The following is a 17,625-nucleotide window of genomic DNA, read 5'->3' as shown; positions in this document are numbered from 1 at the left end:
TAGTAGAAATAGTCATCAAGATGTATTATTACTTTTGGGTATAAAATTCCAAAAGTGTGATCAACTTATTTGATGAATACTATATTCATATCTCTTTTCACGGTGTTATATTAAACTGTGCTAAGATTGGATAGGTTTCGCTTTGGCGAGGTTGTGCTGCTTTTCGTTTTGTATCTTTAATTGTAACCAGAACGATCTGAAGTTGTTTAGCGATACTCATTTTATTGCTTGCGTTATATGCGATCGACCTTGGTTTGTATCATGCGATACATCTATAATTTATAAAACTGCAATCAATTTTTTAAGGTAACAGATTGATGAAAAGAACATTGATGTTGGCCGCAGTAGGGCTGGTCCTTATTAGCATCAACGGTTGTGCGAAGTTCGAAAAAAAGAACACCCAACAGGCTAATAGTAACGAACAGTCGTATAACCAGCGTTTTCAGGGATGTCTTGTTCGTTTGGAAACATTAAAGAAGCTCGATTTTAACAGCTATAATCAGAGCAAAATGATGATGGATTCGAACATGGAAACGGCAACTAAGTATCTTGCTATGCGTTCAACATTGGGACCCGATACTGTGAATGTCATGGATAGCGTTTATCAGGCGAAACTTGCCAGAACCTGTCAGCATATTGATGGCCAAATCTACTCATTATTGTTAGAGCAAGCAGACAGGAAATAATATCTATGTTAATTAAACGTTATCACTGTGCATTGATTCTAAGCGTTTTAACACTAATGGTGTCTGGTTGCGTCGACAAAAAACAGAACGATGAGGCGTCTTCCGCATTTGGTCAGCCAATTGATCCTTCACAACAGAATATGTTAGGTGGTCTGCAGCAGTACCTTTCTCAAATTCAAAAACAGGGGAATGCAGGCGATCAGATAGCTCAGCGTAGGATGGGTGACATTCTTTTAGCATCAGGTGAAAAAGCACAAGGGCTGGGGTGGATTAAATCTTCAGCAATCAGTGGTAATGTTGATTCTCAGCTTCAATTGGCAGATATGTATGCAAACGGCGTAGATATGATGCCTGATTATACGGAAGCTTTTAATTGGTATAAAAAAGCAGCCGAACAGGGTAATGCTCGCGCTCAGGGGCAAGTTGCTTCCGCCTATTTGAATGGCAAGGGCGTAGAGTTCAACCTTGAACAATCCATTTATTGGGATAGTCTGGCGGCCAAACAGGGTATTGCCAACTCTCAGAATAACTTAGGTGCGGCCTATACCCACGGTGAAGGTGTCCCTCAAGATCCGGAACAGGCTGTCTACTGGTATACAAAAGCAGCCAATCAGGGTGTTACTGAAGCACAATTTAATTTGGCGGGCTCTTATTACTTAGGTCAGGGCGTTGCAAAAGACGATCAACAAGCTTATGCCTGGTACGCGACCGTTGCTAAATACGGTGACAGTGATATCGCTGGCACTGCGAAGATGGTGATGGAAAAACTGACTCCGGTTCTGAGTAAAGCCGGTAAGTTGGCATCTTCCAAGAGTTTGGCTCAGCAATACATTTCAATGTATTCACCAACCAGAAAAAATTTAGTTTTTACTGAATATTAATACCGTTTCAGATAAGGCCGGAAAGCCTGTATTGTCATCTAATTGATAATACGCGCTTTCCGGTTTTTTTATTTTGCTTTAGTGACTTTTGATAAATCTCCCTTCGATTATTCCCACGCTTTAACGATGTATGACTTATATCTCCCTTTTACTATCCCTTTGGCTTTTATTATTGATAATCATTCTCTTTTGCATTATTGTTTGCATCTTTGAATCTGTAGGGAAGAGGCATCATCTATGAAGCAACTTAATGGTTCGCTGGCAAAACGCTTTAGCGTATCCTTATTATTAGGAAGTTCGCTATTATTGAGTGCAGGTGCATGGGCTGAAACTATTACTGATATAGCCGATCGCAAGGTTGAGCTCCCCAAGAAAGTCGATCGTATTTTATTGGGTGAAGGACGCTTAATTTATGCTGTTGCGTTATTAGAAGGCGATAAGCCTCTGGATCGTATTGCTGGCTGGCAAGGTGATTTTCGTAAGCTTGACCCTCATACTTATGCCGCTTATAAAGCTAAATTCCCTGAGATCGATAAAATTCCGTTAATTGGTAATACCACTGCTGAAAGCATCAGTCCGGAAAAGGTTCTGACGCTTAAACCTGATGTGGCTATCTTTGGTTTATCTGGTCATGGTCCGGGCCGCAGTAGTGAGCTGGTTACTCAGTTAGAAAAAGCAGGTGTACCGGTTGTATTTATTGATTTCCGGACTGCACCGCTGAAAAATACAGTGCCAAGTATGCGTATCCTGGGCAAAGCTTTGCAGCGGGAAGAGCAGGCAGAACGTTATATTAAGTTCTATCAGGATAACGTGGCGAAAATTACCAATGTCACTAAAGATATTCCTGAAGACCAAAAGCCAAAAGTCTTTATTGAGCTGAAAGCTGCAACCGCAGAAGACTGTTGTGGTACCGCAGGTAACGGTAATATGGGTGACTTTATCGATTTAGCCGGTGGTGCAAATATCGCTAAAAACTTATTACCGGGTGCGTTAGGCACAGTTAATCTGGAAAAAATCATCGCGACTAATCCTGATGTTTATATTGCCAGTGGTGCTCGTGGTGCGGATGCTAAAGGGCCTGGTGTTAAATTGGGTGCGGATGTTTCTTATGATGTGGCACGTACCAGTCTGGATAGTGCCCTGAAACGTAAGGGTATTGACACATTACCAGCGGTAAAAGAGGGGAGAACTTATGCTATCTGGCACAGTTTCTATAACTCCCCCTATAATGTCCTGGCTATTCAGGAGTTTGGTAAGTGGTTCTATCCTGAGAAATTTAAAGATATCAATACTAATGAGACCATGAAGACGCTGTATAAAGACTTCCTGGCCATTGAGCCAACAGGTACCTACTGGGTAGGTGCTGTAGGTGAAAATAATAAATAATCGATAAAGCAGCAATGGTTGTCATTGAATGAGCATAAGTAGCAATTCGGTAGTAAAAGCTAATACCCCGGCTGAAGTGGGTGTAATGGGTCGTTATCATCGCATTTTGCGTAAGCGCCTGATGATTTTAGCCATTGTGTTACTGGCGATTATTGGATCTCTTGTGCTTGATTTTATCATGGGGCCTTCGGGCCTCACGATTGCAGAATTGTGGCAAACGTTATGGCACCCTGAAACTGTCGATGCCGGAACTCAGGTTATCGTTTGGGATATTCGCCTGCCTTATGCCCTGATGGCAATCGTAGTAGGAATGGCTTTGGGGTTGGCGGGTGCAGAAATGCAAACTATCCTGAATAACCCATTAGCCAGCCCTTTCACTTTAGGGGTTTCTTCTGCGGCTGCTTTTGGTGCCGCGTTGGCTATCGTATTAGGGATTGGTATTCCCGGTATTGATCCTCAATGGTTTATTTCTGCCAATGCGTTTATTTTTGCCTTGCTGGCAGCATTTATGCTGGATGCGGTGACTCGCTGGACAAGGGTTGCCACTTCAGGCGTGGTGCTATTTGGTATTGCATTAGTATTCACTTTCAACGCTCTGGTCTCCATGATGCAGTTTATCGCTTCTGAAGATACCCTTCAGGGGCTGGTCTTTTGGACTATGGGGAGTCTGGCGCGAGCAACCTGGATCAAATTAGGTATTCTGTTAGCCGTGTTCCTGGTTCTGTTTCCATGGTCAATGATGAATGCCTGGAAGTTGACGGCGTTAAGACTGGGTGAAGACCGGGCAATCAGCTTTGGTATTGATGTTCGTCGCTTACGTCTGACAACGTTATTACGTATCAGTATGTTATCTGCTCTGGCAGTGGCATTTGTTGGGCCAATTGGATTTATTGGTTTGGTTGCCCCACATATTGCTCGTCTAATTTTTGGTGAAGATCATCGCTTTTATTTGCCAGCCAGTGCCTTAATTGGCGCATTGGTATTGTCGATGGCATCAGTAGCCTCTAAAAACCTGATTCCTGGTGTGATTATTCCGGTTGGTATTGTGACTTCATTGGTTGGTGTTCCGTTCTTCCTGAGCATCATTTTGCGCCACAGAGGGCAGGTATGATGACTGGTTTACAAGCGAATCACTTTAATGCGGGCTATCCGAGAAAAAATATTATTACCGATCTCTCGATTCCGATGCTATCGAGAGGAGAAATCACGGTTCTGTTAGGGCCTAATGGCAGTGGAAAATCAACATTATTACGCTCTTTTGCCGGCTTGAATCATGCTACAGGTGAGTTATTGCTGGATGGGCAGGATTTAATGAAACAGCCTTTTGCTCAACGGGCTAAAAGCGTGGTTTATCTGCCTCAGTCATTACCCGCCGGTGTACATCTGCATGTACTTGAATCTATCGTAGTTGCTCAGCGAGCTTCAGGTGGTAGCCATACTGAAAAAGGTGAAGCTGAAGTGATGGCATTACTGCAGCAGCTCGGCATTTCTCATCTGGCATTAAGTTATCTTGATCAGCTTTCAGGCGGGCAGAAACAGTTAGTTGGTTTAGCACAATCTCTGATTCGTCAACCTTCACTCTTACTGCTTGATGAGCCATTAAGTGCACTGGATCTTAACTATCAATTCCATGTTATGGATTTAGTACGTAAAGAGACGGTTAAACGCAATATCATCACGGTTGTCGTGGTTCATGATATCAATATTGCATTGCATCATGCAGATCATGTTCTGATGCTGCAAAATGGCAATCTTATTGCTGACGGTAAACCTGATGAAGTGATCACACCAGAAAGTCTGGCGCAAGTTTATGGCGTTCGAGGTCGTATTGAACGCTGTTCTCAGGGACGCCCACAGGTATTAATCGATGGCTTAGTCGAACATCCAATATATTGAATGCGTTAGTTGTTTATATTTTTGTTAAAAGTTAGATAACGGTCGCAAAAAAAGCTTTAATCCCTTCGTAACGCTAATGATATTAATTATCATTAGCGTTCTTTTTTATTTTGTATTTACATTTATGGATGAAGGGATGAACACAAACACATTTAAATTTAATCCAATAAAATATGCTGGTTTTTGTCTTCCGCTATTAGGGCTGGCAGCTACGCAAGCTATAGCTGAAGAGAATGATAGTGGTAATGTTATGGTAGTGACAGCATCCGGTGTGGAGCAACGCTTTAAGGATGCACCTGCCAGTATTTCCGTGGTGACAGCTGAACAGTTAGAAAAAGAGATGGGGACGGCATCAACCGATCTTGCTGATATTCTTGAACGTGTTGCAGGGGTAAGTAAAGCTATTGGTACTGATGTGAGTTCCGGCATTCAATTACGTGGTATGCCTGCTTCCTATACGTTGTTATTGGTAGATGGAAAGCGTATTGGTTCCAGTAATGGTCTTAAGACAACCCAGCAAAACTATTTTGATGATATTAACTGGATCCCGGTTGAGTCTATTGAACGCATTGAAATTGTTCGAGGCCCAATGTCTACGCTATATGGTTCTGATGCCATGGGTGGGGTAGTTAACATTATCACTAAAAAGAACAATAAAGAGTGGAACGGCGCTTTAACTATCGGTACTCGTCAGCCAGAAGATTCTAAAAGTGGTGAAACGACTACCTATACCGGTAGTGTTGGCGGCCCATTAGGTAATGGTTTCACATTACGTATGAATGGCTCATGGAATAAACGTGATGCGGATAAAACCGATACCGGAGCTTTGCGTTGGGGGAGCGGTCAGGAAGGTAAGAAACGTTATAGCTATGGTGCAGACTTAAGTTGGGATATCACGGATAACCATCAGGTAAGTATTGGTACATTACAGGGAACGGAAGAGGGTATTCCTGGCGAGACTCTGGATGGTGATGAAGTTGGTTTACGTGGTATTTCCAAGCTGGAACGTGAAAATTATTCGGCAGCTTACCGTGGACTATTTGATTTTGGTAGCGTCAGATTAACCGCTTATGAGAATAAATATAAAAACTCAGCCAGCGATGTACCGGTGATTTCTGGTGGTTCACTGGTAGGGACTGAAGATACCAAAATCCGAGGCAAAGATAAGATTATTGAAGGGGATATCAATCTACCTTTCGAGCTTTGGTTACCACACAATGTCACTATTGGTGGTCAGTGGATGAAAGAAGAACTTAACAACCCAAGATCGATGGGCACCAATAAGTATGCTGCCGCTTCTTATGGCACACATACCGGTGAGGCAACCAGCAAAGGGGTATTCGTTGAAGATCAGATTGGTTTATTAGACGATCTGACGTTGACGCTGGGGGTTCGCTATGATGATACCGAATATGGCGATCAAACCACACCGAGAGCCTATCTGGTTTATCAGGCTAATGATTATCTGACATTGAAAGGTGGATATTCAGAAGGCTTCAAAGCGCCAACGATACGTCAGGCCAGTCCGGGCTTTGTTGAAGAGTCAAAAGGCGCCGGATGTAATGGTTATGCAGACTATACCGGTGGTGGTTGTTATATCGTCAGTAATGGCAATCTGAAGCCTGAAACTTCCGAAAACTGGGAAGTTGGTGCGTTATTTAATTATGAAGGATGGGATGCAGGCATCACTTTCTTTGATAGTCGTTTCAAAAATAAATTAGCTACTGCGCCAATTGGCTATATCACCGGAGATAAATCGGGTCGTTACTGGCTAGAACGAGTTAATCTGGATTCCGCCAGAACTCAGGGCATTGAAGGTAATCTGAATATTCCTCTGATCAGTGAGCCAAAAGGCCAGTTTCTGCAGAAATTAACCTTACGTAATAACTATACCCGTATGATAAAAGCAGAGGACGATCAGGGGGTGATGCTGGTCACTACGCCTAAATTCACCAGTTATTCATCGCTGGACTGGAGCGTAACACAGGATCTTGATTTCTCATTCAGCGCTCATTATTACGGAAAAATGTTAGGCTTAAACAATAAAGCCGATCAGGAATCTCGCGGCAGTACCGCAACGGCACGTATCAGAAATTCTTACACGCTTTATGGTTTATCTGGACAATATAAGATAACTAAGAATTTCCGCTTTAATGCCGGTATCGATAACCTGTTCGATAAAGATCCTGTCTCTTCTGAGCCATCAGGAAGTGCTTCATCCGGTAATAACTATTATGTTCCGGGAAGAACTTACTACGCTTCAATAACCGCTTCATTCTGATAAAAGCAACCTGTTAACATTAAAAGCCGTGATAATTATCACGGCTTTTTTATCGTATGACCCTCCGATGTCTTGCCTGTCACTTTAATTCCTTAGTATTAACAATGTTAATTTAAATGTGTTTTTTTGTATCAATTTATTGATAATGATTATCATTTGTTTTAATGTATTCATTCCTTGCTAATCACATCGTATTTTAGAAATAGACGGATATTAATATCCATATAAACCTAATGGATATGATTATGCTTGGAATTTTTTGGAATAGTGAGCATTTAATTCTAACTGTTAATAATAATTATTATAAAAAATTATTATCATTACCAATGGTAGAGGATTTAGATGACCAGGTTTGTACTTAATCCAATTATTCGGGCAGGGATATTTGTACCAATTATATTGACCAGTACTTCGGCTTTGTCCGCGGTTGATGACACTATGGTGGTAACCGCTTCAGCTGTAGAGCAGAACATCAAAGATGCTCCAGCGAGTATCAGCGTTATTACCGGTGAGGATTTACAAAAGAAACCGGTGCAAAATCTGAAAGATATTTTGCAGGAAGTACCGGGAATTCAGTTAACTAATGAAGGAGATAATCGTAAAGGTGTCAGTATTCGTGGTTTGGATAGCGGATATACGTTGATTCTGGTAGACGGTAAACGCGTTAGTTCTCGCAATGCCGTGTTTCGCCATAACGATTATGACTTGAGCTGGGTTCCGGTTAATGCGATTGAACGCATTGAAGTGGTACGTGGGCCGATGTCTTCTCTGTATGGTTCTGATGCTTTGGGTGGCGTGGTTAATATCATTACCAAGAAGGTGAAAAAGAGCTGGGCCGGCTCGGTCAGTGTCGACAGCACCATTCAGGAAAACCGAGATAAACGGGACAGTTTTAACACCAGTCTTTATGCCAGTGGGCCTTTAATTGACGATCTGCTATCGGTAAAAACCTATGGTAACTTTGCCCACCGGGATAAGGATAAGCCGAATAAGTCGGCAACCAGCGCCACTGGAACGACAGGGGCTATTGAAGGATACAACAGCCGTGATGGTAATGTTGAATTCTCAGTCACGCCTAATAATGATCATGAGTTTCTGATGAATTACGGTTTTGACCGTCAGGACAGAGAATCGGACTCGCTGGATAGGACGCGTCTTGAGCGTCAAAATTATGGCCTGTCACATAATGGCCGTTGGGGATTCGCCAGTTCAGAATTACGTTTTTATGGCGAAAAGATTGATAACTACACCACTCAGAAGCTGACATCGGAAAACAACTCACTGGATGGTAAATTTATTCTGCCAATTGACGCTATTAATCAAACCATGACCTTTGGTGGTGAACTGCGTCATGATGAGTTAAAGGATCCGGTAAACCTGCAGGGAAGTGGCTCGACCTCCAGCAAGCAGCATGCCCTGTTCCTGGAAGATGAGTGGCGTATTTTTGATAATCTGGCTCTAACGGCAGGTACCCGAGTTGATGACCATGAAGATTATGGAGACCACTGGAGCCCGAGAGCCTATCTGGTCTATAACGCAACCAATACAGTGACCTTAAAGGGTGGTTGGGCGAAAGCCTTTAAAGCGCCGTCACTGTTACAGCTAAGCCCCGACTGGCAATCTAACTCTTGTCGGGGATCCTGTATTATTTCAGGAACACCCGATCTGAAACCGGAAACCAGTGAAAACTATGAACTTGGTGTCTATTACGCTGGAGATGAAGGCATTCTGGATGGAGTAAGCGGTAGCATTACAATATTCGAAAATAATGTTGAAGATATGATTAACATTACGCGTACTGCTAATAAAGGGGATGCTGTTAACTATCCTAACTTCATTGGTTTTGATCCGGCAACGGGAAAACCTATGTTTGCTTACTATAACGTGAATAAAGCACGGGTTCGTGGGGTTGAAACCGAAGTCGCTGTTCCGATTAATGACGCCTGGAAAGTACGGTTAAATTACACCTATAACGATGCTCGTGATTTAAGCAACGGCGGCAATAAGCCATTGCAGGAGCGTCCATTCCATACGGCCAACGGTACGCTGGACTGGAAACCAACTGATGACTGGTCTTTCTACACTTCAGCTAACTATACTGGCAAGCAGCGTTCTCTTACGCCAGCGGTATCCACACCGGGTGGTTATGTAGTCTGGAACACCGGGGGAGCATATCAGGCAACTAAAAACCTGAAATTACGCGCCGGCGTATTAAACCTGTTGGACAAAGAGCTGGATCGGGATATTTACAGTTATAACGAAGAGGGGCGTCGTTATTTTGTCGCAGCAGATTATTCATTCTGATGTTATTGCTTAACTGAGAATATTCAAAGTATAGGTTCTTCAGACCGGGCAGGAAGATAATAAGGACAATTCAATTTACGGTCGGGATATTCGCTAAAACAAGAAATGATACATAAAGGGCTATAAAGATTTTATAGCCCTTATTTTAATACCGTATAAACGTTACTTAACCGACATTCCCGGTTGGGCGCCGCTATCAGGCGTTAACAGGAAGATATCCTTTCCGCCAGGGCCCGCCGCCATCACCATGCCTTCTGATATACCAAAACGCATCTTTCTTGGTGCCAGATTAGCCACCATCACGGTCAGACGGCCTTCAAGGGCTTTTGGATCGGGATAGGCACTCTTGATACCAGAGAACACCTGACGAATTTCACCGCCCAGATCCAGCGTCAGGCGTAGTAGCTTGTCTGAACCTTCTACTTCTTCGGCTTGCTTGATCAGTGCGACGCGTAGATCAACTTTAGCAAAATCATCAAACGTAATAGTTTCAGCAATCGGCTCATCAGCTAACGGGCCAGTGGCTTCTGCTTTTGGTGCACCGGACTGCATGGCCTGTAGGTCGGCTTTGGATGATTCAATCATGGCATCAACTTTATCGCTATCAATACGGTTAAACAGCGCTTTAAATCCGTTAACTTTATGACCCAATAATGGTTGTTCAATCTCATCCCAATGCAGCTCTTTATTCAGAAATGCTTCTGCACGTTCAGTCAGCGATGGTAAAACCGGCTTCAGATAGGTCATCAATACGCGGAACATATTGATGCCCATCGAACAAATCAGCTGTAGATCTTCATCCCGGCCTTCTTCTTTCGCTACTACCCAAGGTGCTTGTTCATCAACGTAGCGGTTAGCGATATCGGCCAGAGCCATAATTTCGCGAATTGCTTTGTTGAATTCACGTTGGTCATAGTATTCAGCAATAGTTTTTGCTGATTGGATAAAGGTTTTATAAAGCTCTGAATCAGCCAGTTTAGTGGACAATTGGCCATCAAACCGCTTGCTGATAAATCCGGCATTACGGGATGCCAGGTTAACCACTTTATTCACGATATCGGCATTAACTCGCTGTACAAAGTCTTCCAGATTGAGATCGATATCATCAATACGGGAAGAGAGCTTCGCTGCGTAGTAATAACGCAGACAATCCGGGTCCAGATGCTTCAGATAGGTACTTGCCTGAATAAAAGTACCGCGAGATTTAGACATCTTAGCGCCGTTAACCGTGACATAACCATGTACAAACAGGTTGCTTGGTTTACGGAACTGGCTGCCTTCCAACATTGCAGGCCAGAATAGGCTGTGGAAGTAGACAATATCTTTACCGATAAAGTGATAAAGCTCGGTATCGGAACCTTCACGCCAGTATTCATCAAAGCTTAAATCATCACGCTTGTTACACAGGTTTTTAAATGAACCCATATAGCCAATTGGTGCATCCAGCCAGACATAGAAGTATTTGCCCGGCGCATCCGGAATTTCGAAACCGAAGTAAGGGGCATCACGGGTGATATCCCATTGTTGCAGACCGGTATCAAACCACTCCTGCATTTTGTTTGCCACTTGCTCCTGTAATGCACCTGAACGAGTCCAGGCCTGTAGCATTTCCTGAAATGCCGGCAGATCAAAGAAGAAGTGTTCGGTTTCACGCATTTCTGGTGTTGCACCTGAAACTACAGAGCGTGGGTTGATCAGCTCTGTAGGGCTGTAAGTGGCGCCACAAACCTCACAGTTGTCACCGTATTGGTCTGGCGCTTTACATCTTGGGCAAGTGCCTTTTACAAAGCGATCTGGCAGAAACATCGATTTCTCAGGATCGTACAGCTGAGAAATAGTGCGGTTTTTAATAAATCCGTTAGATTTTAACCGACCATAGATAAGTTCGGATAACTCACGGTTCTCTTCACTGTGTGTGGAGTGATAGTTATCGTAACTAATGGAGAAGCCTGCGAAATCCTTCTGGTGTTCACGGCTCATCTCATCAATCATGCTCTCAGGGGTAACACCAAGCTGCTGAGCTTTCAGCATGATTGGTGTGCCGTGGGCATCATCAGCACAGATGAAGTTAACCTGGTGTCCACGCATTCGCTGATAACGGACCCAAATGTCTGCCTGAATATGCTCGAGAATATGACCGAGATGAATTGAACCGTTTGCGTATGGTAGCGCACAGGTCACCAGTATTTTTTTCGCGACTTGAGCCATAGTTAGTGTCTTATCTTTTATTAAGTGGAATGAATGGGAACCATTGATGTTAACTGATTGAATCACACTCGGCTAGGTGCTATTTCTTTCTGATGACGATAATTTTTGATTGAGCGCAGGCATCGCTTCTTTTTATCGATGAAACCGGTTATTGAAGAGAGATGGCCGCAGAACAAGGTTACGTGTTTTTATTCGTCATCTGTTATGCTAATAGGCAGTATGAGTCACCATTCATGTATAGCCATGTTTGTCGTAAAACTAGCTGATAATAAAGAGGAGTAGGGATGAGCCAACAATCCCAGGGGTCAGTGACGCCAGAAGCATTAAACCATCAGGTTACAGAGCTGCTCGCCACGTTTACCCATCCAACACTAAAGAAAAATTTGAGCCAGCTTAAAGCTCTTCATCACTGTGCAATGTTAGATAACGTATTACATATCGAATTGCATATGCCATTTGCCTGGAAAACCGGGTTTGAGGCATTAAAAGCAGAAAAGAGTGCCGAGCTGATTAAAGCCACTGGCGCAGCTTCTATTGAATGGCGTTTACATAATAATGTGGTCACTCTGAAGCGTGCTAACGATCAGGCCGGAGTAAAAGGTGTAAAAAACATTATTGCTGTGAGTTCCGGTAAAGGCGGTGTAGGTAAATCCAGTACTGCGGTGAACCTGGCGCTGGCGCTGGCAGCCGAAGGTGTCAAAGTGGGCATTCTTGATGCTGACATTTATGGTCCTTCTATTCCAACCATGTTGGGTACGGCCAATGAGCGTCCAACCTCACCGGATGGCGAGCATATGGCTCCTATTATGGCGCATGGTTTGGCAACTAACTCCATTGGTTATCTGGTGGAAGACGGTAACGCCATGGTATGGCGTGGCCCAATGGCTAGCAAAGCGCTGTTACAGCTACTACAAGATACCTTATGGCCTGATTTAGACTATCTGGTGATTGATATGCCACCGGGAACTGGTGATATTCAACTGACGCTGTCGCAAAACATTCCAGTGACGGGAGCGGTTATCGTTACTACTCCGCAAGATGTTGCATTAGTCGATGCAATGAAAGGGCTGGTGATGTTTGAGAAGGTTCACGTTCCGGTGTTGGGTATTGTTGAAAATATGAGCATTCATATTTGCAGCAATTGCGGCCATCAGGAAGCTATTTTTGGTACCGGTGGCGCAGAAAAACTGATTGCAAAACACGGTAGTCAACTGTTAGGCCAATTACCGCTGCATATCACGATTCGTGAAGATCTGGATCGCGGTCAACCAACAGTGATTTCAAATCCGGGCAGTGAGTTTAGTGAGCTGTATCGCCAGGTCGCGGCTAAGATTGCTGCGGAACTCTACTGGCAGGGACATACCATTCCATCTGAAATTAATATCAGAACCATGCTGTAATTTGCCGCTTGTTTGAGATATCCCGGTGTTTGCTTTACTGCCGGGATATTTCTGTCGAAATATTTTCTATTTTTATCTCCTCTTCATTTATGACTCCAGAGACGACATATTGCCGTTTTCGCTGGATAATAAAGCACCTGTTAACGGAGTCCCGCTATTATTAAAGGGATACTCTGGCAAACTGATGATAATATATCGAGATTATTGATTTTAATTATTTGAAATCATAGCAAGTACTGAAGCGAAGCAACTAAAGCACAGGAGAGTTACCGCCATGAGATTATGCGATCGGGATATTGAAGCCTACCTTGATAGCGGCAAGCTTAAAATAACGCCCCGTCCGCCTGTTGAGCGAATTAATGGTGCAACCGTTGATGTTCGTTTAGGTAATCAGTTTCGCGTATTTCTTGGTCATACTGCAGCTTATATCGATCTGAGTGGGCCAAAAGAAGAAGTCTCAGCAGCCCTTGAGAAGGTAATGAGTGATGAGATCAATCTGACAGAGGATGAGCCTTTTTTCCTGCATCCTGGCGAGTTAGCTTTAGCGGTGACGTTGGAGTCAGTATCGATTCCTGACGATATTGTCGGCTGGTTAGATGGACGCTCTTCGCTGGCTCGTTTAGGCCTAATGGTTCATGTTACTGCGCATCGTATTGATCCCGGCTGGCAGGGTAAGATTGTGTTGGAGTTTTATAATTCAGGTAAATTACCATTAGCGCTACGCCCGGGCATGGTAATTGGCGCATTGAGTTTTGAACCTTTGAGTGGGCCAGCTGCCAGACCTTATCATCGTCGTGAAGATGCAAAATATAAAGGGCAGCAGGGCGCCGTAGCCAGCCGCATTGATAAAGACTAACTTATTAATTTGATGGATTAAATGTGCTAACCGTTGGGGACAGTATTCCATGAGACGATTCTTAACCACATTGGCGATCATTCTGGTAGTGGTAGTTGCCGGAATGACAGCGCTGATTCTATTGATTAATCCGAATGACTTTCGTGATTACATGGTGAAAAACGTCGAAAATAAAACCGGCTATCAGTTAAAAATCGAAGGGGATCTGCGTTGGCACGTTTGGCCTCAGCTAAGTATTCTGGCCGGGCAAATGAGTCTGACTGCGCCGGGTGCCTCCAAACCAATAATTGGTGCTGAGAATGTACGCCTGGATGTTGAGCTATTTCCGCTGTTATCTCACCAGTTAATCGTTAAGAACGTCGTCTTGAAAGGCGGCGTTATTCAGTTGGTTCCGGAAACTCAAAGCCAAAAATCACAGAATGCCCCGATTGCTCCGGCGGGGACACATGCTCCGAAATCTCCCGCGGAATCAACGGCATCAGCCTGGTCTCTTGAGCTGAGTAAAGTAAAAATAGCCGACAGCCTGCTGGTTTGGCAGCGTAGTGAAAACGATATTATCAATGTACGGGATATTAATCTGACGCTGACTCGTACGGACGCCCGTAAAGCTGATGTTACTGCGAAAGCGCGTATTAATCGGGATCAGCGAGAATTAAGTTTTTCACTGGATGGTGGATTAAATCTGAATCACTTTCCACAAGGGTTAGAGCTTGCGGTCAGTAGCCTTGATTATCAGTTACAGGGCGCTGATATTCCTGTGGAAGGTATTCAGGGTAGTGGTAGCTTTAATCTGGCTTATCTGAATTCACCACCGAGTATGAAAATATCTCCGCTGGCATTAACCTTTAACGGCAATCACGTTACTGCGGATATATCTGCATCATTGGATGACACACCGGTTTATACCCTGGCGGTGAAGGCGGATACGCTGAATCTGGATCAACTTTTCCCACCGAAGGTGATTAGCGGTAGTAGCGAAGAGGGGGCAATCACCAGCGCCAAAGAAACACCAGCCCCGGTAACTTCTTCCGCCAATGGGTTGAGTGTTCAGCCTGATTTAACCTTTTTACAGACTTTTAAGGCTCAGTTGGATCTTGAGATTAATAATCTGGTTTATCGCGGTATTCCTGCCAGCTCGGTGGTGATGAAGGGAAGCAATCAGCAAGGGAACGCGGTGATTGACTCTTTACAAGCGGTTATTGCGGGTGGTTCCCTTAAAGCAACGGGAACTGTAGATGCAACTTCTTCAGTGCCAAAAATTACGCTCAAGCCAACGGTACAAAATGTCGCGTTAGGGGATTTGCTGAAAACGTTAAATTATCCGCAAACGTTAACCGGAACGGTGACGGCGCAGGGTACTTTCAATAACGTGAATAGCAATATCAATGATTTGGAAAAAGGTTGGCAGGGGTATGCGCATATCAATATTAATCAGGCGCGCCTGCATGGGTTAAATATCCAACAGCTGATTCAGCAAGCTGCTTCCCGTAGCAACAGTGATGTGAGGGGAATGGAACATTATGAACGCTATACTGAAGTGAAAAATCTGGTCGTTGATACGGTTTTCAATCAAGGACAGCTTAAAGTAACCCGTATGAATGGCGCATCTGAGCTTCTGACGGTAGCCGGAACCGGTGTATTGAATCTGCCTGCTAAATCTTGCGACATGAGATTAAATATCAATGTAACGCAAGGCTGGCAGGGCAAGTCTGATATTGTTTCACTACTACAAAAAAGTGTGATTCCTTTACGTATTTATGGGCCATGGAGTAAGCTTAACTATCAGTTGAACGTAGAACAAATTCTGAGAGATCAACTGAAAGGGGAAGTGGGTAAAGCTATCGATAAATGGATGGATAAGAATAAAGATAAGCAAGAGAGCAAAGACATCCAGAAGCTATTGGAAAAATTAAGATAGTGATGAAAAAAGAAGGCGCATTATGCGCCTTCTTCATATATTGCCGTTAAACTTTACTCATCTTCCGGTTCTGGTTCTGCCAGTGAAGTAATCCTAACTTTCAGAATACGGTGACTGTTAACTTCCAGCGGTTCATATAACCATTCACCGATTTTTACCTGCTCTCCCACGGCGGGAATGTGTTGCGTATATTCCATCAACAAACCGGCTAACGTGTGATATTCACGTTTTTCTTCAATCTCGATTGGAACATAAACTACCAGGTCGTCCAGCGGCATATAGCCATTTGCAATCCAGCTACCGTCAGCTTCATGTTGAATATCATGACGGGCATCGATATTTTCACCATCAACTGGCAAATTACCAGCGATGGTTTCCATCACGTCGGTCAGCGTTACAATACCTTCCACTGAACCAAACTCATCAACCACAAAAGCGAAGTGTGTTTTAGCCTTACGGAATTGCTCCAGCGCCATTAATAGGGATACCGTTTCCGGGAATATTAGCGGCTGTTTAACCAGCGAGCGGATATTCAAATCAGGATGTTCCAAATGGTGCTTTAGCAAATCATTTACATGAACAACACCTAATGGTTCATCTACGGAACCATCTTCCGTTACTACCATGCGCGTATGTTGGTTTTTGTGTAGCAACTGGCGAATGGTCTCTTCCGGTTCACTCAAATCCAGATTTTCAATATCATGACGAGAAGTCATGATACTGCCAACAGTACGCTGAGCCATACCTAATACTCGCTCGATCATGCGGCGTTCTTGTTGGTTAAACAGACCATCATCTTCTTTGGTATCGGCAATCAAATTCGCACTATAGTTATCCAGCTCAGCATCTTCATGTTTTCCACTTAACATACGTAAAACGGCTTCCGCAGTACGTTGACGTAGTGGGCGGCTGGATGACAGATATTTACGGCGGTTGGCGATTGATAACTGATTAAACACTTCAATCAGGATAGAGAAACCAATCGCGGCATACAGATAACCTTTCGGAATATGGAAGCCAAATCCGTCTGCTACCAGGCTGAAGCCAATCATTAACAGGAAGCTGAGACACAGAATTACAATGGTAGGATGCGCGTTTACAAAGCGTGTTAGTGGCTTACTGGCCAGTAACATCAGACCCATTGCGATACAGACAGCAATCATCATGACGGCCAGATGGTCAACCATACCAACGGCGGTAATGACTGAGTCTAATGAGAATACGGCATCCAATACCACGATTTGTGCAACAACCGCCCAGAATTTGGCACCTTTTTGCTGGGTTTGATCGTCGTGGTCTTTCCCCTCTAACTGTTCATTCAACTCCATGGTTGCTTTAAACAACAGGAACAGACCACCGATCAACATGATCAGGTCACGTCCACTAAAAGGGTGTTCAAGCAGGTGGAATAGCGGTGCAGTTAGCGTAGCGAGCCAGGAGATACTGGCAAGTAATCCCAGGCGCATAACTAACGCCAAAATCAAACCGACAACGCGTGCGCGGTCTCGTTGATGTTTAGGGAGCTTGTCAGCCAGAATGGCTATGAAGACGAGGTTATCAATACCCAGAACGATTTCGAGCACAACCAACGTTGCAAGGCCGGCCCAAATTGTTGGATCAGCGATCCATTCCATAAGTCAGGTGGTTACCTTCAGGTTACACAGCACATGCTGCTTGAATAATTGTATGGTGTAAACGCGATAACGACAATAAATTATGTCATTGTAAATCATGCCAGAAGTCAAAAAGTCTATTCAGCCAGGGTAACTTTTCTGATTTCAGAAGAATACGTAGTGTTTTTTATTAAGA

At 43.9% G+C, this 17,625-nt stretch carries 12 protein-coding genes; 10 read left to right on the top strand and 2 right to left on the bottom strand.

What is annotated here, in order from left to right; genetic code table 11:
• Window positions 1–317 precede the first annotated feature (317 nt).
• The 7 genes from I2494_RS14280 to cirA all read left to right on the top strand — a co-directional run bounded on the left by I2494_RS14280 (window position 318) and on the right by cirA (window position 9,434).
• Window positions 318–686, top strand: a complete 369-nt coding sequence (locus tag I2494_RS14280) for a hypothetical protein (protein ID WP_130590870.1) — start codon at window positions 318–320, stop codon at window positions 684–686.
• Between the two features lie 5 nt (window positions 687–691).
• Window positions 692–1,567, top strand: a complete 876-nt coding sequence (locus I2494_RS14275; protein ID WP_218467421.1) for a tetratricopeptide repeat protein — start codon at window positions 692–694, stop codon at window positions 1,565–1,567.
• A 237-nt stretch (window positions 1,568–1,804) separates the two neighbouring features.
• The gene (locus tag I2494_RS14270; RefSeq protein WP_218467420.1) at window positions 1,805–2,953 is read left to right on the top strand and encodes an ABC transporter substrate-binding protein; all 1,149 of its coding nucleotides are present in this window, start codon (window positions 1,805–1,807) and stop codon (window positions 2,951–2,953) included.
• Window positions 2,954–2,981: 28 nt separating this feature from the next.
• Window positions 2,982–4,064: a FecCD family ABC transporter permease gene (locus I2494_RS14265; protein WP_218467419.1), complete on the top strand. Its 1,083-nt coding sequence runs from the start codon at window positions 2,982–2,984 to the stop codon at window positions 4,062–4,064.
• Window positions 4,061–4,849 (top strand): ABC transporter ATP-binding protein, encoded by a 789-nt coding sequence (locus I2494_RS14260; protein ID WP_218467418.1) that lies wholly within the window; start codon window positions 4,061–4,063, stop codon window positions 4,847–4,849. Before I2494_RS14265 ends, I2494_RS14260 begins: the two co-directional genes overlap by 4 nt.
• 136 nt (window positions 4,850–4,985) lie before the next feature.
• The gene (locus I2494_RS14255) at window positions 4,986–7,130 is read left to right on the top strand and encodes a TonB-dependent receptor domain-containing protein (RefSeq protein WP_228350965.1); all 2,145 of its coding nucleotides are present in this window, start codon (window positions 4,986–4,988) and stop codon (window positions 7,128–7,130) included.
• Between the two features lie 342 nt (window positions 7,131–7,472).
• Entirely contained in the window at window positions 7,473–9,434 is a 1,962-nt protein-coding gene (cirA, locus tag I2494_RS14250) for a catecholate siderophore receptor CirA (protein WP_218467416.1), read from the top strand.
• Between the two features lie 162 nt (window positions 9,435–9,596).
• Here the strand turns inward: cirA and metG are convergent, their stop codons facing one another.
• Window positions 9,597–11,642 carry a methionine--tRNA ligase gene (metG, locus tag I2494_RS14245; protein ID WP_218467415.1) on the bottom strand — a complete coding sequence of 682 codons (2,046 nt, stop codon included), beginning with the start codon at window positions 11,640–11,642 and terminating at the stop codon, window positions 9,597–9,599.
• A 284-nt stretch (window positions 11,643–11,926) separates the two neighbouring features.
• Here metG and apbC point away from each other — a divergent pair, with 284 nt between their 5' ends.
• From apbC to asmA, 3 genes are all read left to right on the top strand, one after another.
• Window positions 11,927–13,042 (top strand): iron-sulfur cluster carrier protein ApbC, encoded by a 1,116-nt coding sequence (apbC, locus tag I2494_RS14240; protein WP_218467414.1) that lies wholly within the window; start codon window positions 11,927–11,929, stop codon window positions 13,040–13,042.
• 274 nt (window positions 13,043–13,316) lie between these two features.
• Window positions 13,317–13,898, top strand: coding sequence for a dCTP deaminase (gene dcd, locus I2494_RS14235; protein ID WP_130590862.1), 582 nt, complete (start codon window positions 13,317–13,319; stop codon window positions 13,896–13,898).
• A gap of 49 nt (window positions 13,899–13,947) precedes the next feature.
• Window positions 13,948–15,816 (top strand): outer membrane assembly protein AsmA, encoded by a 1,869-nt coding sequence (asmA, locus tag I2494_RS14230; RefSeq protein WP_218467413.1) that lies wholly within the window; start codon window positions 13,948–13,950, stop codon window positions 15,814–15,816.
• Window positions 15,817–15,869: 53 nt separating this feature from the next.
• Here asmA and I2494_RS14225 read toward each other — a convergent pair whose 3' ends face one another.
• Complete coding sequence (locus tag I2494_RS14225) at window positions 15,870–17,450, bottom strand: TerC family protein (protein WP_218467412.1); 1,581 nt, start codon at window positions 17,448–17,450, stop codon at window positions 15,870–15,872.
• Between the last annotated feature and the right edge of the window lie 175 nt (window positions 17,451–17,625).

It is taken from the genome of Limnobaculum allomyrinae, from assembly GCF_016649425.1.
Classification (GTDB): Bacteria; Pseudomonadota; Gammaproteobacteria; order Enterobacterales; family Enterobacteriaceae; genus Limnobaculum; species Limnobaculum allomyrinae.
This window is presented reverse-complemented; position numbering and strand designations above follow the sequence as displayed.